The sequence below is a fragment of the Bacteroidetes bacterium endosymbiont of Geopemphigus sp. genome, from assembly GCF_002904345.1.
Taxonomy (GTDB): domain Bacteria; phylum Bacteroidota; class Bacteroidia; order Flavobacteriales; family Blattabacteriaceae; genus GSPS2-BC2016.
Genome location: NZ_PEIH01000005.1, coordinates 105200 through 128815, shown reverse-complemented (window position 1 = coordinate 128815; position 23616 = coordinate 105200). Strand labels below are relative to the sequence as shown.

Here is a 23616-nt window from a genome sequence, read left to right as displayed (position 1 = left end):
GGAAATTCATTATAAAAGCGCTCACCAAAACTTAAAATGCGCTTACCGCTTATCTATAAAGAGCGTTACCTCTGCCTTAAGAGGGAAGATTTTATTTATTTTCTAATCCTTAAATACAAGACTATCAAAAAAAAAAAAAAACAAAAGTAGGGTTCAAAACGGAAGAAACTTAATTGAGAAAACTCTCTTTAAGATCTTTTGGAAGTCATTAAAAAAATTAAGAAAAGCTCAGTAAATCAATTTTTATGAAAAAACACAACCGGCCTTTCTTGAATTGATTGATGAAAAAATAGAGAGCAATATGGACAAAGAGTTAAATACAATGAAAGCTTCGGATAAAGTTATATCCGGAATTAAATCATGATGATCAGGATCTGAAAATACGCTTAACGACAAGGTTAACATTATGCTTTGAGTAATAAATATAGCCACAACTCTTATAGACTTTTTCTTTAAAAAAGAATAATCTAATTTTGATGTTTCTTAAGAACTTTAAGTGAGTCTTTTTTATTATTTATGGTTATTTGAATTTTATAATCGGTTAATTAAATACAATGATTTTAATCTTACATATACCCATATGATGTAAAATATGTCCTTTGTCTTAATGAATTATAACAGAAATAATTTTAAGAGAATGATCAAAAAAATCCAGGAGATAACAGAGCAAAAAGCGGATCTCTTTTACTTGGATGTAACCTAATTATTTCATCAGAAGTATGTTGACTTTTTTAGGGTATTTAAAAAATAAATTCCCTATTTTTTACCCTGAGGGTTTGATTAAAACGATTTTTAATATGAGAATGAACATTTTCTATTAAAAACAGAAATAAAAAAAAGATTTTTGTATTGTGAAACACAATTAGATATAACAAGCATCTTAAAGCCAGTTCCAAACTACAAGATGATCTGCTCTTTAAGAAAACAGGAAAGCTTATTCAGGATCAAATGGGGGTTCTTCTTGATAAGAACGCCTATAAGTGAGCGTGCGCTTCTTGACGTTTTTAAATCGCTTACCTAACTTAAAAAGTAATCCTTTCATCGTTTTTACATTGCATATTTCTAAAAAGATTCATGTTTTTTCATGATAAGTCATGATTTTTTGAGCTTTGTAAGCGCTAAACTTCACTGGAGTAATTTAAGTAATATCATATTTGATATGTAAGCAAAATCAATATAGACTGCGGATACTTTTTATATTATATTATCATAACTCTTAATAAAGAGAAAACTTTTTCTGATGTTATATACTATGATATAAAAAGTTCATTTAAATTATCATTTTGAATTTGTTTCAACAAAATTTACTTATCTTTCAAAGATACCGACGAAAAGGGTATTTATCATTTTTTTGCTAGAAAAAAATTAAATTTTGGGAGTGAAATTTTAAATTAAGCTTTTTTTAAAACTTAGCAACTCGCGCGTCTAAAATAAAATTCGATTCCTCTAGGAGGAAAGCTCTGCAGAGCATGAAGGTTGTAGGTGGCATCATTCATTCTATCCGAGTTTATGTCGAGTTTAACTTTGACTGCAGTTCCCCACACCCCGTAAAGCGGTTCATTTCTTGTCAGCTCAAATATAACGAAGTATCAAGACGCATTATTTATAAAGGAATATCACACGATAGATTCTATAAAGTTCTGAACACTTCCTTTTATGTCCTTTTCATTTAGAGCATTAATAAAAGCGCTTCCGATAATTCCGCCTTGAGCATACTGACAAGCCATAGAAAATGAATCTCTGTTGGAGATACCAAATCCTATGAGAGTGGGAATTTTTAGATTTAACTTTTGAATGCGTTTAAAAAAATCCAGTTGTTCTTTTTCAAAACGATCTTTAACTCCCGTAGTGGCCGTGGACGAAATCACATATAAAAAAACTTTACTCAGCTTGCTCAGCTTGAGAATCCGTGCATCGGAACTCTTTGGAGTTACCAAGAAAATGAAGGCAAGTTCATATTTTTCAAATAAACCTCGGTATTTATCCTGATAGATCTCCGCGGGAAGATCTGCAAGGATGATGCCTGAGAGTCCCACTTCTTTGCATTTCTTTAAGAAGGCTTCTTCACCGAATCTTAAGAATTGATTGTAATAGCCCATAAGGATCAACGGTACGTGTATTTCCTTTTTAATGGCTTTAAGCTGTGAAAACAATAAAGAAATACACATGCTATTTTCCAGGGCTTTTTGACTGCTTTTTTGAATGACAGGACCGTCGGCTATGGGATCTGAGTAAGGCAATCCTACTTCTATAAGATCCGTGCGGTTTTTTTCCAGAGTTTTTATAATCTCCTGCGTGCTCTCTAGTGTTGGGTAACCCGCAGTGAAATAGATACTGAGAATATCTTTCTTTTCTTTAAAGAGTTTATCTATAGCCTTCATCCTTGGAGAATTGATCGATGGTTTTGATATAGCTTTCCATGTCTTTGTCTCCTCTTCCCGAGAGATTGACTACAACTACTTCCTCTTTTTTAAAAGAGAGCTTTGCTAAAGCCGCAAGCGCGTGTGCGCTCTCAAGCGCGGGTATGATCCCTTCGAGTTGAGTGAGTTCATAAGTTGCCTGCAAAGCTTCTTTATCCGTAACGTTTAAAAATTGAGCGCGTCGGTTTTGAAACAAATGAGCGTGCATCGGTCCGATGCCTGGATAGTCCAGACCGGCCGATATCGAATAAGGCTCTATAATTTGTCCGTCTTTATCTTGCATCACTAATGTCATGCTTCCATGAAGTACTCCTTTAGAACCTTTGACAGTGGTAGCAGCCGTTTGGTCAGTATGTGTTCCTAAACCCGCTGCTTCTACGGCGATGAGTTGTACCGAAAGATCTTTCAAAAAGTGATAAAAGGCCCCGGCGGCATTGCTTCCTCCACCAACACAAGCGATAATGTAATCGGGCGCTGTGCGACCCTCTTTTTTAAAGACTTGCTTACGAATCTCTTCACTGATGACCGATTGAAAATACGCTACCATTTTTGGATAAGGATGCGGTCCTACCACCGATCCGATCAAATAATAAGTCTCGGGATGGTTGATCCAATAGCGCAAGGTCTCATTAACAGCATCTTTAAGGGTTTTGTTTCCGCTGATAACCGGGATCACTTTAGCGTTTAACATTTTCATGCGTGCCACATTTGGTTTTTGCCTCTGCATATCGAAAGCTCCCATAAATACGGTGCACTCCAGATCCAGCAAAGCGCAAACCGTTGCCGTGGCTACTCCGTGTTGACCGGCGCCGGTTTCGGCAATAATCTTTCTTTTTCCGAGTCTTTTGGCCATTAAGGCTTGTCCTATGGTATTGTTAATCTTATGCGCTCCCGTATGATTAAGATCTTCGCGTTTAAGATAGATTCTCGCATTATATTTTCGGGAGAGTTTTTCACAAAAGAACAAGGGAGTAGGGCGTCCTACATAATCTCTAAGCAGAATTTTAAAATCTGCCTGAAAATCTTTTTCAGCGATGATTCTCTGATAACACTCTTGCAATTCCTCAATGTTGGGCCATAGCATCTCAGGTACAAAAGCTCCACCAAAATCGCCGTAAAATCCTTTCTCATCAATCAAGGGAGAATTCATGAGCGTATTGTTTCTATAAAATGTTTAAGTCTAGCGAAATTTTTTAAACCCAGGTCATTCTCAAAACCGCTGTTGAGATCCACTCCAAAGAGCTTTGGATGAGAAAATGAAAGAAGAGCTTCGGTATCTTCCGGCCCAATGCCTCCGCTTAAAAAAAAAGGGATGTCAAGATAATATTCCGAGAGTTTTTTCCAAGGAAACTTCCTTCCGCTGCCTCCGTAGCGTTTGGATTTTGTATCAAAAAGAAAATAGCTGGCACTATCCGCGTAATCTTCGATATTTTCGAAAGAAAAATTTTCATCTACGTTAAATACTTTAATGATTTTCATGCCTTTACTTACAAGATTCCTACAAAATTCAGAGCTTTGCCCTCCATGGAGCTGTAGATAATCCAGGCCGTGTTTTTTGCTTCGCGATTTTATTTCTTCCTGAGAAGACTCAACAAAGACCCCTACTTTTTTTATATTTTTTAGATTTGGAGTAATAAAGTTATCTCCTACAAAGCGAGGAGATAGGCGATAAAACAGTAAACCCATAAAATCGGGATTGAGAACGGCTACTTCAGCGATATTGTCGGAAAATTTCATACCGCATACTTTAATTTTTAGAGAACGGGACTTCATTAAAGGGTTGTTTTTTAAAACTCAACAATAAGATTTTTTCCTTATAGAGGTAGAGTTTATCTTTCTCCATTCGTATTTGATTTGCCTCTTCAAGCAAAGAAAGAAGAGCGGATTCGGTATCCTTGCTTTCAGCGCATGATTTTTGGGTAGAAAATATTTTCGAGAATCGAATGAATCCCTTAACCATAGAATACTCTCCCCCTATAGAACTGCATCCTCCAAATCCTCCGAAACGGGAATTTTTTTTGTCAAAAATCAAATAAATGTCATTCTTTTTTGAAAGAGAATTTTCCATTTCTAGCACCCATTTGTTTTCATAAAGATCTGGGGAAACGGGAAAATTTTTTAGTCCCCCGCAGCTTGTTAAAATAAGGATAATAACCAATGATCGCAACAGATTTTTCATAATTTACCATTAATTTTTTTAATGAATTCTTCGCAACTTTTACCCGGATCTGCAGATTGCATAAAATTTTCTCCGATAAGAAAACCCTTAAAACCTTCCTGTTGTAAGTAAACAATCCTCGAAGGGTCGGAGAGACCGCTTTCCGAAATCTTTATAAAACGCTCGGGAAGCTTTTTAACAAGCTCAGCTGAGCGTTCAATATCTACCGAGAAGGTTTTAAGGTCTCTGTTATTTATTCCGATCAGGTTAAGATCTTCATTGACCTTATCGAGTTCTTTTTCTGAATGTAGCTCCATAAGCACCTCCAGTCCCAATTCCCTGGCCAGATGAGCAAGTTCCTCAAGTTTCTTTTTTGAAAGCGCCTCGGCAATTAATAGTATGAGGTCTGCTCCAAGGGATTTGGCAGCGATAATCTGATACTCATCAATGATAAAATCTTTACGCAAAAGAGGAAGGCAAACGCTTCGGCGAGCGCCGATAAGATCTTGATCTTGCCCGTTGAAATAAGTTCTGTCGGTAAGTACGGACATCCCTGAAGCTCCTGCTTGTTCATAGCCTTTAGCCACTTCTTCCACTGAGACTTTGTCATTAATAATTCCTTTTGAGGGAGAGGCTCTTTTAAATTCAGCGATAATCCCCGTGGTGCTTTCTTTAAGTTTTCTGCATAAAGAATAACATCTTCTTTGAAAATAAGGACTCTTTTCAAGAGTCTGAACCGGGTACTTTTGTCGATCTTCAGCGATTTTTTTTTTCTTAGTGGCGATAATTTTTTCCAGTGTATTCATCTTGATAGAAAAAATTTTATCAAATACTTAAGAGTTTATCGAGGCTTTCTTTAGCTCGCTGGCTTTCCAAACTTTCCTTAGCTCGTAGATAACTCTCTTTGAAAGGCTTCTGATTGATCAGGCTTAATGCAAAAGCCGCATTGGTAAGCGCTACTTCATTTTGCGCTACGCTTCCTTTACCTGACAGAATATCTAGGAATATACGCTTATTTTCATCATTGTTTTTTCCACCTGCAATAGCGGCGTGGCTGATTTTCACACGTCCCAATCCCTCGGGAGAATAAAGATGCTCACCTTTTGGTTCATAACATTTAAAAGGACCTGTTAAAGAGATTTCATCATAGCCGTCAAGGCTGTGAACGATAGCATAATTTTTATTTTCACTTTGGTAAAGATAATGGTAGAGCCGGGCGAGTTCGAGATGATTTACCCCGAGAAAATGATGCTTTGGCTCACCGGGATTCAACAAAGGCCCCAGCATGTTAAAGAAAGTCCTTGTACCGATGCCTCTTCGAACGGAGGCCACGTTTTTAAGCGAAGGATGGAATAGAGGATCGTGTAAAAAGCATATTCCGGCTTTTTCAACTTGTCTTTGTAAATGTTCTTTTTCATGGGTAAATACATAGCCGAGCGATTCTAATAGATTGGAAGAACCGGTAACCGAGGAGACGCCGTAATTACCGTGTTTGATCACTTTTTCACCAGCTCCCGCCACGATAAAACAAGCGAGTGTGGAAATATTAAACGTATTTTTCCCATCTCCTCCGGTGCCCACGATATCTATGGCGTTAAAATCGCTCAAATCCACATGTATACATATCTCTAGTAAGGCCTCGCGAAAACCTCTGATCTCTTGCAGATCAGGCGATCGCATATTGTAAATACCGGCTAAAGCCGCAATTTGAAAGGGAGAAAATTTATTTGTGGCAATATCCGTCAGTAAAGCCTTAGCTTCGTGGAAGCTAAGGGATTTTTGCTCAAGGAGACGGTTGAGAATCTCTGTCATTTATCAAATATTTAACCAGTTGTGCATGATCTTCTTGCCCTGCGGGGTTAATATCGACTCAGGATGGAACTGCACTCCTGTCACATCATAGCTTTTATGACGTAGGGCCATGATTTCACCTTCGGGTCCTTTGGCGGTTATGATGAGCTCTTTAGGAAAACTCTCTTTTGAGACCACCCAGGAATGATAGCGTCCTACTTCAATACTCTCAGGCAGATCTCTGAATATTTTTTCCTTTGTGTCAATGATCTTTATCTTACTGGAAACCCCATGGTATACTTTTTGAGTATTGAGCAGCTCACCTCCAAAGACTTCTGCGATGGCTTGTTGACCTAAGCAAACGCCGAATAAGCTTTTAGAAGGGGCATAACGTTCAATCAATGGCTTAAGAATATTCGCTTCCTCGGGAACACCAGGTCCAGGAGAAAGAACTATTTTATCATAAGCGTCCACCTCTTTTAAAGAAATACGATCATTGCGAAAGACCTCTACGGGATTTTTTGTAAGTTCTTTAAGTAAGTGTACTAAATTGTAAGTAAATGAGTCGTAGTTGTCGAGTACCAGTATTTTTGCTTTCCTCATCTTGTTTAGATATTTTCAGCTAAAATAATAGCTTTTTTAAGGGCTTTAAGCTTGCTGTTGACCTCATCGAGCTCATTTTCTTCTTTGGAATCAACTACCACACCCGCGCCCGCTTGTAAGAAAAGCGTATTATTTTTACTCAGGAAAGAGCGAATGATAATAGCTGTAACCGCTTGCCCGTTAAGTCCAAAAAAACCAAGAGCGCCTCCATATATTCCGCGGGATTGATTTTCCAAAGAATCGATGAGTTCCATAGCTCTGTACTTTGGTGCCCCTGATAGGGTCCCTGCCGGGAAACTCTCTCCGAATATCTTTATGGAGGAGTCATTCTTTTGCAGTTTTCCGGAAACTTTAGAGACCATATGCAAGACATGTGAAAAATATTGAATTTCCTTATAGTGCTCTACTTTGACCTCCGTGGAATTTCGGCTTAGATCATTTCGGGCTAAGTCTACCAGCATGACATGTTCGGAATTTTCTTTGGGATCTTTCGCCAGAAGTTCTGCTGAAACCTTGTCTTTTTCATCATTTCCCGAACGAGGCACCGTGCCTGCTATAGGATAAATATAAGCCTTATCCCCTTTAATAATAAGCTGAGATTCAGGTGAAGATCCGAATATTTTATAGTCGGTATAATCGAAATAAAACAGATAAGGCGAAGGGTTGACAGAGCGTAGTGCCCGGTAAACGTTGAACTCATCTCCTTTGAACTTTTGAGCGTATTTCCTCGAGAGCACGATCTGAAAAACTTCTCCCAGCGCACAGGCCTTTATTCCTTTAGAGACCAGATTTTTATACTCTTCATCTGTGAGATTTGACGAGCTCTCTCCGGTGCGTTGAAAAGGAAATGTTTTCCCCCTTTTATTGTAAATCAGATGGATGAGCTCATCCATCTGAGGATCTTGCTGGTCTGAAAACGTATGGGCGATAATAGTGAGCTTATTGTGAAAATGATCAAAGACGATCAGGTTTTTAAAAAATCCGAAACGGAGCTTAGGTACCTGAGCTTCTTTGGGAGTCGACGCCTTAAAATGTATATCTTCAAATTCAGGAATACTCTCATAAGCGCAATAACCATATATTCCTGAATAAGGAAGGGTATTCTGCTCTGATTGAAATTTTCCTATAAAATTTTCCAGAAGTTTATAGGCATTTATGCCTTTTTCTAGTCTTACTTTTTCTTCGCTTTGATCTGGATATCGATTTTTAGCGTATTGACCATCTACGATGATTTCGGCCAGGGGATCTACACACAAGATAGAAGAATGGTTTTCTTTTGCGTGATAATCAGAGCACTCCAGGAGAAGGGTATTAGGAAAAACATCTCTTAACCTTAAGTAAAGTTCTACAGGTGTCGTGATGTCGGCCAGCATACTTTTTTGAAAGCTTTTGAAAGTAAACATAGTGGACAAGCTTTTCTGATTTTATGAATGATAGCGGCCTCCTTACGAGTATACCGGTTTAGATAGATAACGCCAGAAGGTATTTTTTTTGATGGTTTTCATAAATCAAATTTATTAAAAAAACCATTAAAATTTTTTAAGACGTAAAATTTTGTTGATCATTAGCTGTTCATAGAAATAAGAAACTCTTCATTGCTATGGGTTCTGGATATGCGGCTTTTTAAAAATTCCATGGCCTCTACCGTGTTCATGTCCGAGAGATGCTTTCGAAGTATCCACATCCTCTGAAGCGTAGTGGCGTCTAACAACAAATCGTCTCTTCGTGTGCTTGAAGAAACCAAATCTATAGCCGGATAGAGTCTTTTATTAGCTATTTTCCTGTCGAGCTGCAGCTCCATATTTCCTGTGCCTTTGAACTCCTCAAAAATCACTTCATCCATTTTTGAACCTGTTTCTATCATTGCTGTGGCGATGATAGAGAGTGAACCTCCGCCTTCGATATTTCTGGCAGCGCCGAAAAATCTTTTAGGCTTATGTAGAGCATTGGCGTCCACTCCTCCAGAGAGTACTTTTCCAGAGGCCGGAACTACGGTATTGTAAGCGCGTGCCAGTCGGGTAATCGAGTCAAGAAGAATCACTACATCATGGCCGCATTCCACCATGCGTTTGGCTTTTTGAAGTACAATATTAGCTACTTTCACATGTCTTTCAGCCGATTCATCGAAGGTGGAGGCCACCACTTCCCCTTTTACGCTTCGTTGCATATCGGTTACCTCTTCAGGGCGTTCGTCAATCAATAAAATAATCAGATACACCTCAGGATGATTAGCCGCAATAGCATTGGCGATATCTTTCAAAAGCATTGTTTTACCCACCTTGGGAGGTGCTACTATCATGCCCCGTTGCCCTTTTCCTATCGGTGCGAAAAGATCGAGAATACGTGTGGAGAGCGTAGCGCTTTTATCAGAGAGTTTAAATTTTTCCTCAGGAAATAAAGGTGTGAGATGTTCAAATGAAGCCCGATCCCGAACATAGGAAGGATCCCTGCCGTTGATTTCAATAATTTTGATCAGTGGAAAATATTTTTCCCCTTCCTTGGGCGGCCGTATTTCTCCCTTTATCGTATCGCCGGTTTTCAGTCCAAAAAGCCGAATTTGTGATTGTGAAATATATACATCATCCGGTGATGAGAGGTAATTAAAATCCGAAGACCTCAGAAAGCCATAATTTTCCGGCATGATCTCAAGTACACCTTCGCTCGCTACGATACCTTCAAATTCGTAATCGGAAGCTCTGTATCTATTCTGCTTTTGCTGAAAATGAGAACTCACTCCGGAGCTTTTAGAGATATCTGTCACTTCATTTTTTTTCCACTGAGAGGGCTGTCCGTTGTATTTTTTATGTGTTTTATAAGCTTCATCTTGACTTTTTCCATTTTGATATGTAGACTCTCTGTTACTATGAGTACCTTGATAATTCTGGGAAAAGCGATTTTTTTGATTTCGTAAGAATTGACTTTCAGAATGAGTTTTTTTCTGATCAAAATTTGTTTTCCTGGAAATTTGTTTAGCTTCAAAAGACAATGGTTTAGGTTCATCATGCTTAGGAAGTTCTTCTTTTTTATGGGTACCCTTTGAGGTGGCAATTTTTTCCAATAATTCGCTTTTCCTTAATTGGGTCCATTTTTTCAGCCGCAAAGAGCGCGCGATTTCTTGTAGTTGAACAAGTTTTTTATCTTTTAACTCGGTGATGTCAAGCATAAAATTTTAAAATAATCGTGTTTTTTGGTCTTACCTTAAAAGTATTTCCGTATTGAGAAGTTCGAGGTGATATCTGCGGGGCAAGCGTTATAAAAAGGCAATAATACAAATTAATTTATACTCAGAGGAAAAATCTTTTTATATTGGTTCAATATTTAGTGTTATGATATATCGAATTCAAACTCTACACTTATTTTTTTCATTTATTATAGCCTCTTTTTCAGCTGCTTATAATTTTTTACAACCCGTAGATCCGGAAATATTTCAAATATCCTGGGTTCAAAATCATTTTCCGGGGCGTTTTTTTACTCTCTCAGGAGTATTTTCTCTTTTAAGTCTGGTATTTTTTAAAAAACGTATACCACAGCTAAAAATAAACCGATTTAATATATTGCTTAATATAGTATTTATATTTGTTTTTTTATATTTTTTATCTCAAAAATCTCTATCAAATCCTAGTTATGGTTATATGATAAATATCTGTATTTCTATAGTTCTTATCGTTTTTCTTCTTCTGGCTAGTAAATTTATACGAAAAGACGAGTCTTTGATAAAATCTGTAGATCGAATTCGCTGATGGGTCTTTTATGATTAGCAGATATTTATAATTTTTTTCATACCTCCTTATTTTAAGAGGTGATATCTCTATATTTATTATAGTTAAGGTATATTATTTATCTTTAACCCTTAAAATAAGGGGGTGTATCACATGTCAAATTCAAGATTTAAGGCGCTGGATATCGCGCTTAATAGAGAGCTAAAGCCTTTTGAAGTTCCGGCGCATCTGTCTGAATTATACGGAAATAATGTCTTTTCTGAGCATCTCATGCAAGAGTACCTTACCAAAGAAGCCTTTATCAAATGGCAGGGAGCCGCTTGTAAAGGAGAAAAAATGTCTCGTGAAATTGCAGATCAGATCGCAATTGCCATGAAAGATTGGGCGCTCTCATGTGGAGCTACCCATTATACTCACTGGTTTCAGCCCCTTACAGGCGCCACTGCGGAAAAACATGATGCCTTTATTTCTCCTATGCCTGCCGGTAGGGCCATAGAGCGCTTTCACGGCGCTATGCTCATACAGCAGGAACCTGACGCCTCGAGTTTCCCTTCGGGAGGCATAAGAAACACTTTTGAAGCTCGCGGGTATACTGCCTGGGATCCTTCTTCACCGGCTTTTTTAATAGGAACTACTTTATGTATTCCGACGATTTTTGTCTCCTACACCGGAGAGGCTCTCGATTATAAAACACCGCTTTTGCGAGCACTGAGTGCTGTAAATACAGCCGCTACTCAGGTGGTCAAGTATTTTAATAAAGACATTCGAAATGTAAACGCCACTCTTGGCTGGGAGCAGGAGTATTTTCTCATCGATGAGGCGCTCTTTCATCAACGTCCGGACCTTGTGTTTTCCGGCCGTACTTTACTTGGTCACGCGCCGGCCAAGGGGCAACAACTTGAGGATCATTATTTTGGTTCTATCCCACAGCGCGCGATGGATTTCATAAAAGAGCTCGAGGTGGAATGCATTCGTTTGGCTATTCCGGTAGCTACCCGTCATAATGAAGTGGCACCAAATCAATTTGAACTCGCGCCTATTTTTGAAGAGGTGAATCTCGCGGTGGATCACAATTCCTTATTAATGGATGCGATGGATCGCCTGGCGCGCAGGCATCATTTTAAAGTACTTCTGCATGAAAAACCTTTCGCGGGGGTAAATGGCTCAGGAAAACACAATAATTGGTCTTTAGCTACCGACTCGGGTGAAAACCTTTTGGCTCCAGGAAAAAATCCTAAGAAAAATCTTCAGTTCCTCACATTTTTTATTAATACTATTAAAGCAGTACATGATTACGCGGATTTACTACGTGCCAGTATTGCTTCTTTAGGAAATGACCATCGCTTGGGTGCCAACGAAGCTCCTCCGGCGATAATATCGGTATTTGTGGGGGACCATCTTAAAAAGGTAGTCGATGATCTTGAAAAGATAACCAAGGGAAAACTCTCAGCCGATGAAAAGACAGAACTTAAACTTCATATCATTGGTAAAATTCCCCCTATTCTTCTTGACAATACGGATCGAAACCGAACTTCACCCTTTGCTTTTACAGGTAATAAATTTGAGTTCAGGGCCGTTGGAGCCTCAGCCCATTGTGCCGAACCTATGATCGCGCTTAATACCATCGTAGCGCAGCAACTTATAGATTTTAAAAAAGATGTAGATCAACTTATCGAAAACAAGGCTATGAAAAAAGACGATGCCATTTTAAACGTCTTGAGAGAGTACATTGAGTCTTCGAAAAAGATTATTTTTGAAGGAGACGGCTATAGCGCGAATTGGATAAAAGAGGCTCAAAAAAAAGGTTTGAGTAATCATACCACTACTCCGGTGGCTCTCGAGCATGAAATTCGGAAAGAGTATATTCATCTTTTTGAAAAAAACGGAGTGCTTTCTGAACGTGAACTTAAGGCACGTTCGGAGATTAAATTTGAAAAATACGTAAAGCTCTTTACCATAGAAGCTGAAGTTCTCGCCGATATGGTACGTAATTATGTGCTTCCGGCAGCTCTTCGTTATCAAACGCAGCTTATTGAGAACGTCAAGGGGCTTAAGGAAATTTACGGAAAAGACTTTAAACCTCTTGCTAAGAATCAAAGTGATTTAATCGCAGTTTTATCCGGTCGTTTTTCTGAAATAGGCGATTTGCTCGGTAAACTTGATGAGGAAAGGAAAAAAGCTCTAGCGCACTCTAAAATAAGCGAAAAAGCTAAAGCCTTTTCCGAACATATCAGACCTCTTCTCGAGAAAATTCGTTCCGAATCCGACGCCTTGGAAATGATTACCGAAGATGCTTTATGGCCTTTTCCAAAATATCGAGAGTTACTTTTTATAAGGTAATATGACTGATAATATTAACGTGATGTGTTTTGGTAACATGTCTTTTTATATATCGCTAACTTAAGAGTCTTCAGGGAAAATCTTGTTTATCTTTGCCCTAAATCAAGCAAAAAGCATGAAGAAAAGTTCCCTGATGGAAAAACTCGGTGAGCTCCGGCAGCGATTTGATGAGATCGCCGATCTGATTATTCAGCCGGAAGTTATCACCGATAAAAAGCATTATGCTCTACTCTCTCGCCAATATAAAGAGCTTGAAAAAATTGTATACCTCTATCAACTTTATAAGGAAAAACATGATGCTTTAAAAGAGACGCAAGAGATTCTCTCTCAAAGCTCTGAAAGTTTAGAGTTAAGGGGAATGGCACAAGAAGAAAAAGACCGACTCTTACCCGAAATTCAGCAAATGGAATCTCAAATCCAGTATATGCTGATTCCAAAAGACTCCGAAGATGATAAGAATGTCATTGTGGAATTACGCGTAGGCACGGGAGGAGATGAAGCTTGTATTTTCGTGGAAAATATCTTACGCATGTACAGTATGTATTTTAAAGAACGTGGCTGGAGTTATCAAATTCTTAACGCTCAGGAATCGACTGTAAAAGGCTATAAAGAAGTCATTCTCGATGTGAGGGGCGAGGAAGGCGTCTATGGTATTTTAAAATTCGAATCGGGTGTACACCGCGTACAACGCGTCCCCGAGACCGAGTCGCAAGGCCGCGTGCATACATCAGCCATCACCGTAGCGGTTTTACCTGAGGTTCAGGCCGTTGAGGTGGACATCAATCCCGCCGATATTAAACGTGATACTTTTCGCTCGAGTGGGTCGGGGGGACAGCATGTAAATAAAACCGAATCGGCCATTCGCTTAACGCATCTTCCCACAGGTGTGGTGGTAGAGTGCCAGGAAGAGCGCTCGCAGCATAAAAACTATGAGAAAGCTCTGAGTGTGCTTCGCGCGCGTATTTATCAGGTAGAGCTCGAAAAAAAGGCTCAGGAGCGCGCCAGTGAAAGGAAGTCTCTAGTCTCCACGGGAGATCGTTCGGCTAAAATCCGCACTTATAATTATCCGCAGGGAAGGGTTACGGATCATCGGATTAATAAGTCGATCTACTCGCTCGATGAATTTATGAACGGGAGAATTCAGGAGATGATCGATGCGCTTAGGATGGTTGAAAACGCCGAACGTCTAAAAGAGCAAGAGTAAGTTTTTTTTTAAGATTTCTTGGCAATTTTTTTCAAGAGATTTTTACAGATCACCAATTGCAGAATCTCGCTAGTACCCTCGCCTATGGTGCAGAGCTTGGCATCTCGATAGAATTTCTCTACCGGGTAATCTCTAGTATAGCCATAACCTCCTAAAGTCTGAACCGCTTCATTGGCGATTTCTACAGCAACTTCCGAGGCGTAGTATTTACACATGGCGCTCTCAAGATTTGTCGAGCATCCTTTTTGTTTTTGATGGCAGGCTTTGTGTATTAAGAGTTCAGCAGCTTCGATTTTTGTGGCCATTTGCGCTAGTTTAAAAGAGATGGCTTGAAAACTTGCGATGGGCTTACTAAATTGCTCTCTTTTCTGAGCGTATCGCAAAGCGTTTTCAAAGGCTCCTTTGGCAATGCCCAGCGCTACGGCGCCTATGGAAATTCGACCGTCGTCGAGAATTTTCATCGCTTGCATGAAACCTTCTCCGACTTTTCCCAAGCAATGATTCTCGGGAAGACGGCAATTGTTAAAGAACAACTCAGCTGTTTCAGAGGCGTGCATGCCGAGTTTTTTTATTTTCATCCCTGATGAAAAACCCGGAGTATTCCTCTCGAGTATAAAAGCGCTCATGCCATGATGATCTCTTTTTTCTCCTGTGCGCGCGATAACAACCAGCACATCGCTGCTGATGCCTTGCGTGATGAAATTTTTCTGACCGTTCAGTACCCATTCGTTGCCGTCTTTATAAGCTGTGGTATGCATATTTTTAGCATCGGATCCGGTATTGTGCTCGGTAAGGGCCCAGGCGCCCATGTATTGACCTGAAGCGAGTTGAGGCAACCAGCGATTTTTTTGCTCATCGCTTCCAAATGATAGAATATGATTGCTGCATAGTGAATTATGGGCAGCTACTGAAAGGGCTATGGAAGGATCCTTTTGGGCGATCTCTGAAATAAGGCTGACATACTGAAAATAAGAAAGAGCACTGCCTTGATATTGTTCAGGAACCAATGCGCCTGTATAGCCTTTTTTGCCCATTTGCTCAAAAAGCGTCCTTGGAAAAGCTTCCTTTTCATCCCATTCCTGGTAATAAGGCGCAATATTTTCCTGAGCAAAATTCTTTACAGAGTCGGTAAATTTTTTCTCAGACTCAGATGGATTAAAATTCATCATTGGATTGGATTTTAAAAATCAAATATAAACCAATTCTTTATGAACTCTTTTTATATGATATATCTAAAAGATCCTTGATCTTTTAAGAGATTTATGTAAAAAATCAATATTGTGCAAGGATTTTTTCAATCATTCTCTACTCGATAAATTAAGATAAATATCGCTGATTGGCATTTTATTTCTTGTTTTTTTAACGAACAAAAAGATTTTTTAATCCTAAGCTCATCATAGGTCAGCTGTTCAGGCTTGTTTTTATACTAAAAAGAGGATCCTCTAGTTGATCTGCACATCACAAAATAAACCCTTGTTTTAAGTTAAGTGCGTAGATTACTTTGTAGCTTTTTTATTAATTTGCTGGGGGAATTGTTTTTTTGATTTAGCAGGGAAGAGATACCTGGAAAACCACCTTATAGGGAACAACTCTTGTTTTTTATGAATTTTTAAACTGCCGTCTCTGACGAAAAGCCGTCAACGCATAAATTAAGAGGTAAGGTTGGAGGATATGTTTTTTCCAAAGGAACGAGACTGGACTTAGTGTTTCTGAGGTTTCCCAAAATGTTTTTATTAAATACCAGGCCCTAAAACTTCCACTTTGAAAAGGGCGCTTTCTTAGAAGGAAACCGCCCAAAAAGTATATAGATAAAGGCAATAATTGTTTGGTTACGTACTCCTTCATAAGATATTATATATATTATATAAGTTAAATAATCATGTAATCCATAATAATTAGGTTAATATTCTTCCAATATAATGATAAATATCAAAAAAGTGCGATCAGGGATGTCGATGTTCTCTTATAGTGCAGTCCGGCATAGAAAAGATAAAAAAGCGCTGTTACCAAGCTAATAGGGAAAGACCTGAACAAGCTCAAGGCTTATTCGTCGAAGGTTTAAAAAGAACATAAAAACATCCTTTGCAGCGAAGGATTTAACCGTCTCAATTTTGAGCCCGTTGATTATACCGACAACAAGGGCGAGAAAAAACCCCAATATACTATCACGCGGGTTTTTCTTTTTTTTGCCATGAGTTTCACGGGAAAGAAAGCCTCGCTCTTTAAGGAAGCTTTTTTGGAAACCTTCGGAAAGATGGAGCGATCCCCTTGCGATCTATGAGCTCCGCCTCTCTCTTCAAAATGGATATTCTTAAGATGGCCTTAGAAAGCGAGAAGGAAGCTTTCTATTTCTGTCGCGTTGCATTTATTTATTTACCATAAATATCATATTAAATTTTTTATAAATTTGTTAATAAGTTCATTATACCTAAAAACCTATGGACGTAGAACTGCTCTCGCGTATACAATTTTCTTTTACTATTTCATTTCATTACATCTATCCGCCTTTAAGTATCGGACTCGGTTTGGTTATGGTCATGATGGAAGGGATGTATTTGAAAACCAAAAATCCCATATATGAAAAGATGACTCGCTTTTATACCAAGATCTTTTCCTTGATCTTCGGTATCGGCGTGGCTACAGGTATCGTTATGGAGTTTGAATTCGGTACCAACTGGGCTACCTACTCGAAATATGTGGGTGATGTTTTCGGAAGCGCCCTGGCCGCTGAGGGAATTTTCGCCTTTGCTTTGGAATCAGGTTTTTTGGGAGTCCTTTTATTCGGATGGAATAAGGTAAGTGCGCGCATGCACTTTTTTTCTACCGTTATGGTGACACTTGGTTCAATGTTCTCGGCTATATGGATTGTGGTAGCCAATTCCTGGCAACAAACTCCCACAGGCTTTAAAGTAGTAGGTCAAGGATTGCGAGCGAGAGCGGAGATCACGGATTTTTGGGCCATGGCACTCAATCCCTCTTCTCTAGAGCGTATTTTGCACGTTTGGCTGGGCGCTTTTATCTCCGGATCTTTTTTAGTTTTGAGTATCAGCGCTTATTATATTCTTAAGAATCGATATGTGGATTTTTCCCGTCGCACCTTCCGCTTGGCTTTGCTCGTAGCTACTTTTTCTTGCGTAAGCCAATTCTTTTCAGGTCATCAATCGGCAGGAATCGTGGCGAAGTACCAGCCGACGAAATTAGCCGCTATGGAAGGGCATTATCCGGCCATGGCGCCGGCCGATTTATATCTTTTCGGTTATGTAGATGCATACAAAGAGCAAGTGAAAGGATTAAAAATTCCCGGTGGCCTAAGCTTTTTACTTCACCAGGATTTTTCTCATCCTGTAAAAGGACTACAAGCTTTTCCCCGGGAAGATCGGCCCGGCGCGCCCAATTTGGTTTTTCAAACTTACCACCTGATGTTAATCATAGGTGTTTTTATGATTTTTCTTACCTTGTACTCTTATTTTTTACTCTGGAAAGGAGTATTTTTTGACAAGCCCTGGTTGTTACAAATTTTTGTGTGGAGCGTGCTTCTTCCTCAATTAGCCAACCAGGCAGGATGGTTTACCGCCGAAACAGGTCGTCAGCCTTGGGTAGTATATGGTTTGTTGCGCACCTCCGATGCTTTATCCCAATCAGTAAAAGCGCATCAGGTGCTTTTCTCACTGATTATGTTTACCCTTGTATACACGCTTTTATTTGTACTCTTTATTTACCTTTTGCATAAAAAAATTCAGCATGGACCCTATTCTAGGGGTGATATAGATCATAGCCCGCTACATAAATCAATGGGCACACAAATTTTGAAATAACAAAGCGATGATGATACTCGAGCAATTTTTCAATTTGGATTATCCGAGCTGGTGGTTTTTGGTGATATTCGGTTTATTTGCCGGCTATGCTATATTGGATGGTTTCGATCTGGGTGCCGGCGCAGTGCATCTTTTTCTCAAAAAAAAAAACAGTCGTCGCATAGCGCTCAATGCCATAGGTCCGGTATGGGATGGAAATGAAGTATGGCTGGTTATCGGAGGTGGCTCTCTTTTTGCTGCTTTCCCAAAAGTATACGCTGCCTTGCTGACCTCTTTTTATGAGCCTTTTATGATATTTCTCGTAATGTTGATCTTCAGGGCGGTCTCTATAGAATTTCGAAGTAAGGAACCTATGGCTTGGTGGCGAAAGATGTGGGATATCTCTTATTGCCTATCGAGCATATGTATGTCTTTATTGTTAGGTATTTTTCTGGGAAACGTACTTTTGGGTATTCCTATAGATGCCGATGGTAACTTTCATGGTGACCCGCTTTTCTTTTTTAATCCTTATTCCGTTTTTGTTGGTATTACCACCCTGAGCTTATTTATGATGCACGGAGCGATTTATTTGGTGATGAAAACTCAGGAGCACTTACATCAAAAACTTCGAATCATTGTGCGCGACACCACCATTTTCTTTATTATCAGCGTGCTTTTACTGAGTTTTTATACAATTTTATACGTGCCACGTATGAGTAGAAATATTCAAGCAAATCCATGGTTGTTTTTCATTCCGGTATGTATGGTGCTGAGCATTGCCAATATTACAAGACAAATCAACAGAAATAAATTTATTTCTGCTTTTGTGTTCTCTGCCTTTACCATGGTGCTTCTTTTTTTAACCGTTGTTATTGAGCTCTTTCCTGTGATCATTCGCTCTTCTATTGATCCAACCTACAACCTTACAATATATAATGCCACAGCCTCGATTCGATCGCTGAAAATCATGTCGGTTTTTGTCATTATAGGAGCTCCGCTGGTAATGAGCTACACCGCTTTTGTTTTTTATACTTTCAAAGGGAAAGTTAAGTTAGATGAGACAAGTTATTGATCACCGATCTTAATAAATGTTATAAAATACTTAGTTTTGTCATCCGAGAGATTCTCTCATGAGAATTTTGACAAAGGATGTAAATCATATGATAATAAAAAAATTAGGAGTGATGACCTCTGGGGGAGATGCTCCGGGTATGAATGCTGCTATTCGTTCCGTAGTGCGCGCAGCAACGCACCATGAGCTTGAATGTTTAGGCATTCGATTAGGTTATCAAGGTCTTATTGAAAATGATTTGCTTGAACTGGGCGCTAGAGATGTTAAAAATATTATCAATCGCGGGGGAACTTTTTTGAAAACCGCCCGCTCAAAAGAATTCAAAACTGCTCAGGGACGAAAAAAAGCTTATGAAAATCTAAAAAAACATCAGATCGACGCCTTGATCATTATTGGAGGAGATGGCTCTTTTACTGGCGCTAGGGTATTCGGAAGTGAATATGATATACCTGTTGTCGGCATACCCGGAACTATAGATAATGATATTTACGGAACGGATTTTACCGTAGGTTATGACACAGCTTTAAATACAGTTATAGAAGCCATCGATAAGATCAGAGATACAGCTACGTCGCATAACCGACTTTTTTTTGTGGAAGTGATGGGTCGTGATGCTGGTTTTATCGCTTTAAATAGCGGAATTGCTACGGGGGCTCTCGATATTTTGATTCCTGAAAAAGATTACAATCTCGATCAGCTTTTTACCTCCATAGAACGTGGAAATAAAGAAGGAAAATCCTCCAGCATTATTGTGGTGGCGGAAGGAGAGAAACTCGGTGGAGTATACGATTTAGCTAAGGCCACAGGGATGAAGTATCCTGATTATGATATCCGCGTTTCCATATTGGGACACGTACAACGCGGGGGAAATCCCAGTTGCTATGATCGCGTATTGGCTAGTCGTCTTGGAGTAGCCGCCGTAGAGTCAATTATAAAAGGAAAACGAGATATTATGGTAGGTATCAGGGGTAATAAAATTATCTTCACTCTCTTTGAAGAGGCGATTCGAAAAAAGAATGAAATCAACGAGGATCTTATCAAGATAGCAGATATCATAGCGGTATAAAACATTAAAAAAATAAAGAAATATGTCAACAATCAAAATTGGAATCAACGGATTTGGAAGAATAGGAAGCCTTGTTTTTAGCGCTGCTTTTGCCCGAAAAAATATCGAAATAGTGGCCATTAACGATTTGATAGCTCCGGATTATATGGCCTATATGCTTAAATACGATTCTGTGCATGGCGGATTTGACGGAGAGATTAAAGTGGAAAATAGTCGTTTGATGGTCAATGGAAAAAAGATTCGTATTACGGCAGAAAAAGACCCTTCTAATCTTAAGTGGTCCGAGACAGGCGCCGAATATATCGTGGAGTCTACAGGAATTTTTCTTACCAAAGAACTAGCTGGAGCACATTTAAAAGCCGGGGCTAAGAAAGTTATCCTTTCAGGGCCTTCCAAAGATGATACACCGATGTTTGTCATGGGAGTGAACCATAAAGAATTAAAAAAAGATCAAAATATTGTTTCTAATGCCTCTTGCACCACCAACTGTTTAGCTCCTTTGGCTAAAGTGTTAAACGATAAATTTGTTATTCTTGAAGGGCTTATGACCACTATACATGCCGCTACCGCTACGCAAAGAGTAGTGGATGGTCCGTCGATGAAAGACTGGCGCGGAGGACGTTCAGCTTTGCTTAACATCATTCCTTCTTCCACCGGGGCAGCTAAGGCTGTGGGTAAGGTGATTCCTGAGCTCAACGGAAAGCTTACCGGCATGTCTTTTCGCGTACCCACAGCAGATGTTTCTGTAGTGGATTTAACCGTTCGTCTACAACAAAACACTACTTATGATGAGATTAAGTCTGTGATAAAGTCTGCCTCTGAGAATGAATTCAAAGGTATTATTGGTTATACTAAAGAGGCAGTGGTGTCTATGGACTTCCGAGGTGATAAACGCACTTGTATATTTGATGCTGATGCCAGTATTATGCTCAGTCCAAATTTTGTAAAACTCGTAGCCTGGTATGATAATGAAACTGCTTACTCAAATAAGCTGGTGGACTTTATAGAACATATGAGTAGTCTATAAATTAAAAATTCAGTAGGCAAAACGCCTACTGAATTTTATGTTATTAATAAATGAATGATTTTTATTTTCTATACTTATGATAGCCATCATTGACAGCGGATCTACCAAAAGTGATTGGTTGATCGTAGATTCTGAAGGAATGGAGCAATTTAGAACTAAGACCATAGGTATGAATCCTTATTTCGTAAGCAGCGAAGATATCGCCGATGAAATCAGTAAAAACCAGGATCTTATGAAACAAGCTTCAATGATTTCTCATATATTTTTTTACGGTGCGGGTTGCTCTACTTCTGAATATAATAAAGTATTGGAAAAAGGTTTAGCGCAAATTTTTAAAAAATCTAAAATTCGTATTGAACATGATCTTTTGGCGGCGGCTTATTCGGCTTATCGTAATCGCCCCGCTATTGTATGCATATTAGGCACCGGCTCTAACTCTTGTTATTTTGATGGCCGAAAGCTTTATGAGGAAACTCCTTCTTTGGCTTTTATATTAGGCGATGAGGGAAGTGGAAGTAACTTGGGCAAACGCATCATCAGGTCTTATTTCTTAAAAAAGATGCCCAAACGCCTTTCTCGGACTTTTAAGGAGCGTTTTAACCTTACCTTAAAAGAACTCAATAAAAACGTTTACGATAATAAATTTGCCAATGCTTATCTAGCCTCTTTCAGTCGTTTTGTCATTGATTACAAACATGAACCTTTTATTCAGAAAATTATCTACGACTCACTTAATGAGTTTATGATCAATCAAGTGCTGGTATATCCACAAGCGAAAAGCGTAGAACTTAATTTTATCGGATCTATAGCGCATTTTTATGAAGATACACTGGCAGCTGTAGCCTCGGAATACCATCTTAAAATTGGTGAAATTATTAAAAATCCTATAGACAATCTCGTGCGCTATCACGCCATACATATTATTCCAAAACTCAAGCCCTTAAAAGATTCGGAGCCTCAGGGAGCGTCTCAAGAAAGCAAAGCCTCTGGTTAGTCTCATCGATCTGGCAAAAAACATGTTGTATACCATTGGTAAGCATTAAATAAGGACAATTCAATTGAAAATTGTATCGACTTATTTGTTCAAGAACCTTTTTTGTAAGTGGAATATGAGGCGCTTTGCATTCTATAAGGATGAGCGGTTTTTCTCTTCTATAAATAACCACATCGGCGCGCTTTTTTAAGCCGTTGAACAAGAGTAGGAATTCGGTTTTTATAGCCACTAAAGGATATTTTTTTTCCGTGATCAGGTAGTGTAAAACATGTTGACGTACCCATTCTTCGGGACTTAAGCGGAGAAACTTTTTTCGACTAAGGCAAAAAATATAGGCTTTGCCTTTTTCAGTTCGGTACCGAAAAGAGTAATTCGAAAAATTTAATACAACCATAAGGTAAAGCTCTTAAAAATTTATGGAAACGCCTGAACAAATCCTCACCGGATTAAAAGAGAAAAAATACAAACCTATTTATTTTTTAATGGGCGAAGAGTCCTATTATATCGACCTGATCAGTGATTTCATAGAAAAAAATGTTCTCTCTCAAGAGGAAAAAGCTTTCAATCAAACGATCCTCTACGCTGGGGAAATCGATATACCTAATCTTATAGCACAAGCCAAACGCTACCCTATGATGAGCCCTTATACAGTTCTTATTATTAAAGAAGCTCAGTTGCTCTCAAAGACCATAGAAAAACTGTCTGGTTATATCCAAGCGCCTCTTAAAAGCACTTTATTGGTGATTTGCTATAAGAATAAAGTACTCGATAGACGCCAGAAAATCTGCAAGCTTATACAGCAGGAAGGAGTGTTGTTCGAAAGCAAAAAATACCCTGAATATCAAATTCCTGATTGGATTGAGCATCAAGCGCGATCTATGAAACGTCGTATAGGCCTGCAGGCGCGGCATCTGTTAGCTGAACATTCCGGGACTTCCTTGTCTACTCTTGCCCGTGAGCTGGAGAAAATTTATTTAGTTTTGTCCGAAGGCGCTGAAATCACCACTGAGGTTATAGCGCAATATACAGGCATAAGCAAGCGTTTCAATCCTTTTGAGTGGCAAAAAGCTATCGCTGAGAAAAATTTTCACAGAGCTCAGGAGATCGCTTGGCATTTTGGAAAAAATCCAAAAGAATATCCCGTAGTTCTTTTGATCAATACGATATATCGATTTTTTGTAAACCTGGTAAAATACCATCTTAGCGTACCTGATAAACAGGCGAATCTTTCCAAAATATTAAATGTACCGCCCTATTTTATAAAAGACTATGAAAAGGCCGCTTATCATTATTCGTTGACTAAAAGCTTAAAAGTCTTTTCTTACCTTCGTGAGGCTGATAGACAGGTTAAAGGAATCGATTGTCCTTATATACCTGAGCATAGCATTTTGCAGGAGCTCACCTACAAGATTTTTATATAAATCTAGC

21 protein-coding genes are annotated in these 23616 nt (G+C 39.0%); 10 read left to right on the top strand and 11 right to left on the bottom strand.

Features of this window, described 5'->3' with window-relative positions; all coding sequences use genetic code 11:
• Positions 1–1616 precede the first annotated feature (1616 nt).
• The 9 genes from trpA to rho all read right to left on the bottom strand — a co-directional run bounded on the left by trpA (position 1617) and on the right by rho (position 10135).
• Entirely contained in the window at positions 1617–2381 is a 765-nt protein-coding gene (gene trpA / locus CS842_RS01800) for a tryptophan synthase subunit alpha (protein ID WP_103327208.1), read from the bottom strand.
• Positions 2365–3570, bottom strand: coding sequence for a tryptophan synthase subunit beta (trpB, locus tag CS842_RS01795; protein WP_103327207.1), 1206 nt, complete (start codon positions 3568–3570; stop codon positions 2365–2367). Before trpB ends, trpA begins: the two co-directional genes overlap by 17 nt.
• A complete protein-coding gene (gene trpF, locus CS842_RS01790) occupies positions 3567–4193 on the bottom strand; it encodes a phosphoribosylanthranilate isomerase (RefSeq protein ID WP_103327206.1) in 627 nt (208 codons plus the stop codon). The genes trpB and trpF overlap by 4 nt, the downstream gene beginning before the upstream one ends.
• Complete coding sequence (locus CS842_RS01785; RefSeq protein ID WP_103327205.1) at positions 4168–4599, bottom strand: META domain-containing protein; 432 nt, start codon at positions 4597–4599, stop codon at positions 4168–4170. Before CS842_RS01785 ends, trpF begins: the two co-directional genes overlap by 26 nt.
• Entirely contained in the window at positions 4596–5384 is a 789-nt protein-coding gene (gene trpC, locus CS842_RS01780; protein WP_103327204.1) for an indole-3-glycerol phosphate synthase TrpC, read from the bottom strand. Before trpC ends, CS842_RS01785 begins: the two co-directional genes overlap by 4 nt.
• 19 nt (positions 5385–5403) lie before the next feature.
• Positions 5404–6390 (bottom strand): anthranilate phosphoribosyltransferase, encoded by a 987-nt coding sequence (trpD, locus tag CS842_RS01775; RefSeq protein WP_103327203.1) that lies wholly within the window; start codon positions 6388–6390, stop codon positions 5404–5406.
• A gap of 3 nt (positions 6391–6393) precedes the next feature.
• Positions 6394–6972 (bottom strand): anthranilate synthase component II, encoded by a 579-nt coding sequence (locus CS842_RS01770; RefSeq protein WP_103327202.1) that lies wholly within the window; start codon positions 6970–6972, stop codon positions 6394–6396.
• A gap of 5 nt (positions 6973–6977) precedes the next feature.
• Positions 6978–8345 (bottom strand): anthranilate synthase component I family protein, encoded by a 1368-nt coding sequence (locus CS842_RS01765; protein ID WP_241518415.1) that lies wholly within the window; start codon positions 8343–8345, stop codon positions 6978–6980.
• A 191-nt stretch (positions 8346–8536) separates the two neighbouring features.
• Positions 8537–10135, bottom strand: coding sequence for a transcription termination factor Rho (gene rho / locus CS842_RS01760; RefSeq protein ID WP_103327200.1), 1599 nt, complete (start codon positions 10133–10135; stop codon positions 8537–8539).
• A gap of 163 nt (positions 10136–10298) precedes the next feature.
• Between rho and CS842_RS07765 the strand changes: the two genes are divergently transcribed.
• From CS842_RS07765 to prfA, 3 genes are all read left to right on the top strand, one after another.
• Positions 10299–10712: a DUF4293 family protein gene (locus CS842_RS07765; protein WP_103327198.1), complete on the top strand. Its 414-nt coding sequence runs from the start codon at positions 10299–10301 to the stop codon at positions 10710–10712.
• Positions 10713–10844: 132 nt separating this feature from the next.
• Positions 10845–13031, top strand: a complete 2187-nt coding sequence (locus CS842_RS01750; protein ID WP_103327195.1) for a glutamine synthetase III family protein — start codon at positions 10845–10847, stop codon at positions 13029–13031.
• Positions 13032–13146: 115 nt separating this feature from the next.
• Positions 13147–14235, top strand: a complete 1089-nt coding sequence (gene prfA / locus CS842_RS01745) for a peptide chain release factor 1 (RefSeq protein ID WP_103327193.1) — start codon at positions 13147–13149, stop codon at positions 14233–14235.
• A gap of 8 nt (positions 14236–14243) precedes the next feature.
• Here prfA and CS842_RS01740 read toward each other — a convergent pair whose 3' ends face one another.
• Positions 14244–15401, bottom strand: a complete 1158-nt coding sequence (locus tag CS842_RS01740) for an acyl-CoA dehydrogenase family protein (RefSeq protein ID WP_103328004.1) — start codon at positions 15399–15401, stop codon at positions 14244–14246.
• 911 nt (positions 15402–16312) lie between these two features.
• Between CS842_RS01740 and CS842_RS01735 the strand changes: the two genes are divergently transcribed.
• The 6 genes from CS842_RS01735 (at position 16313) to CS842_RS01710 (ending at position 22188) form a co-directional block, all read left to right on the top strand.
• A complete protein-coding gene (locus tag CS842_RS01735) occupies positions 16313–16516 on the top strand; it encodes a Rha family transcriptional regulator (RefSeq protein ID WP_103327190.1) in 204 nt (67 codons plus the stop codon).
• Positions 16517–16673: 157 nt separating this feature from the next.
• Entirely contained in the window at positions 16674–18050 is a 1377-nt protein-coding gene (locus CS842_RS01730) for a cytochrome ubiquinol oxidase subunit I (RefSeq protein WP_103327187.1), read from the top strand.
• Positions 18051–18057: 7 nt separating this feature from the next.
• Positions 18058–19101, top strand: coding sequence for a cytochrome d ubiquinol oxidase subunit II (gene cydB, locus CS842_RS01725; RefSeq protein WP_103327186.1), 1044 nt, complete (start codon positions 18058–18060; stop codon positions 19099–19101).
• Between the two features lie 88 nt (positions 19102–19189).
• Positions 19190–20167 (top strand): 6-phosphofructokinase, encoded by a 978-nt coding sequence (gene pfkA / locus CS842_RS01720; RefSeq protein WP_103328003.1) that lies wholly within the window; start codon positions 19190–19192, stop codon positions 20165–20167.
• 22 nt (positions 20168–20189) lie between these two features.
• The gene (gap, locus tag CS842_RS01715; protein ID WP_103327183.1) at positions 20190–21194 is read left to right on the top strand and encodes a type I glyceraldehyde-3-phosphate dehydrogenase; all 1005 of its coding nucleotides are present in this window, start codon (positions 20190–20192) and stop codon (positions 21192–21194) included.
• A 76-nt stretch (positions 21195–21270) separates the two neighbouring features.
• Positions 21271–22188, top strand: coding sequence for an ATPase (locus CS842_RS01710; protein ID WP_195909826.1), 918 nt, complete (start codon positions 21271–21273; stop codon positions 22186–22188).
• On the opposite strand, the gene CS842_RS01705 is transcribed toward CS842_RS01710, so the two are convergent.
• Positions 22127–22582 carry a type I restriction enzyme HsdR N-terminal domain-containing protein gene (locus CS842_RS01705; RefSeq protein ID WP_103327180.1) on the bottom strand — a complete coding sequence of 152 codons (456 nt, stop codon included), beginning with the start codon at positions 22580–22582 and terminating at the stop codon, positions 22127–22129. The two genes, CS842_RS01710 and CS842_RS01705, sit on opposite strands and share 62 nt — an antisense overlap.
• Before the next feature lie 22 nt (positions 22583–22604).
• Between CS842_RS01705 and holA the strand changes: the two genes are divergently transcribed.
• Complete coding sequence (holA, locus tag CS842_RS01700; protein ID WP_103327178.1) at positions 22605–23609, top strand: DNA polymerase III subunit delta; 1005 nt, start codon at positions 22605–22607, stop codon at positions 23607–23609.
• Positions 23610–23616: the final 7 nt, after the last annotated feature.

Coding starts and splice junctions, on each gene's coding strand:
- trpD (WP_103327203.1), bottom strand. CDS start 6,390: ATGACAGAGATTCTCAACCGTCTCCTTGAGCAAAAATCCCTTAGCTTC.
- CS842_RS01710 (WP_195909826.1), top strand. CDS start 21,271: ATGATAGCCATCATTGACAGCGGATCTACCAAAAGTGATTGGTTGATC.
- trpC (WP_103327204.1), bottom strand. CDS start 5,384: ATGAATACACTGGAAAAAATTATCGCCACTAAGAAAAAAAAAATCGCT.
- CS842_RS01740 (WP_103328004.1), bottom strand. CDS start 15,401: ATGAATTTTAATCCATCTGAGTCTGAGAAAAAATTTACCGACTCTGTA.
- trpF (WP_103327206.1), bottom strand. CDS start 4,193: ATGAAGTCCCGTTCTCTAAAAATTAAAGTATGCGGTATGAAATTTTCC.
- prfA (WP_103327193.1), top strand. CDS start 13,147: ATGAAGAAAAGTTCCCTGATGGAAAAACTCGGTGAGCTCCGGCAGCGA.
- CS842_RS01765 (WP_241518415.1), bottom strand. CDS start 8,345: ATGCTGGCCGACATCACGACACCTGTAGAACTTTACTTAAGGTTAAGA.
- holA (WP_103327178.1), top strand. CDS start 22,605: ATGGAAACGCCTGAACAAATCCTCACCGGATTAAAAGAGAAAAAATAC.
- cydB (WP_103327186.1), top strand. CDS start 18,058: ATGATGATACTCGAGCAATTTTTCAATTTGGATTATCCGAGCTGGTGG.
- trpB (WP_103327207.1), bottom strand. CDS start 3,570: ATGAATTCTCCCTTGATTGATGAGAAAGGATTTTACGGCGATTTTGGT.
- CS842_RS01730 (WP_103327187.1), top strand. CDS start 16,674: ATGGACGTAGAACTGCTCTCGCGTATACAATTTTCTTTTACTATTTCA.
- trpA (WP_103327208.1), bottom strand. CDS start 2,381: ATGAAGGCTATAGATAAACTCTTTAAAGAAAAGAAAGATATTCTCAGT.
- CS842_RS01750 (WP_103327195.1), top strand. CDS start 10,845: ATGTCAAATTCAAGATTTAAGGCGCTGGATATCGCGCTTAATAGAGAG.
- CS842_RS01785 (WP_103327205.1), bottom strand. CDS start 4,599: ATGAAAAATCTGTTGCGATCATTGGTTATTATCCTTATTTTAACAAGC.
- rho (WP_103327200.1), bottom strand. CDS start 10,135: ATGCTTGACATCACCGAGTTAAAAGATAAAAAACTTGTTCAACTACAA.
- CS842_RS01705 (WP_103327180.1), bottom strand. CDS start 22,582: ATGGTTGTATTAAATTTTTCGAATTACTCTTTTCGGTACCGAACTGAA.
- pfkA (WP_103328003.1), top strand. CDS start 19,190: ATGATAATAAAAAAATTAGGAGTGATGACCTCTGGGGGAGATGCTCCG.
- gap (WP_103327183.1), top strand. CDS start 20,190: ATGTCAACAATCAAAATTGGAATCAACGGATTTGGAAGAATAGGAAGC.
- CS842_RS07765 (WP_103327198.1), top strand. CDS start 10,299: ATGATATATCGAATTCAAACTCTACACTTATTTTTTTCATTTATTATA.
- CS842_RS01770 (WP_103327202.1), bottom strand. CDS start 6,972: ATGAGGAAAGCAAAAATACTGGTACTCGACAACTACGACTCATTTACT.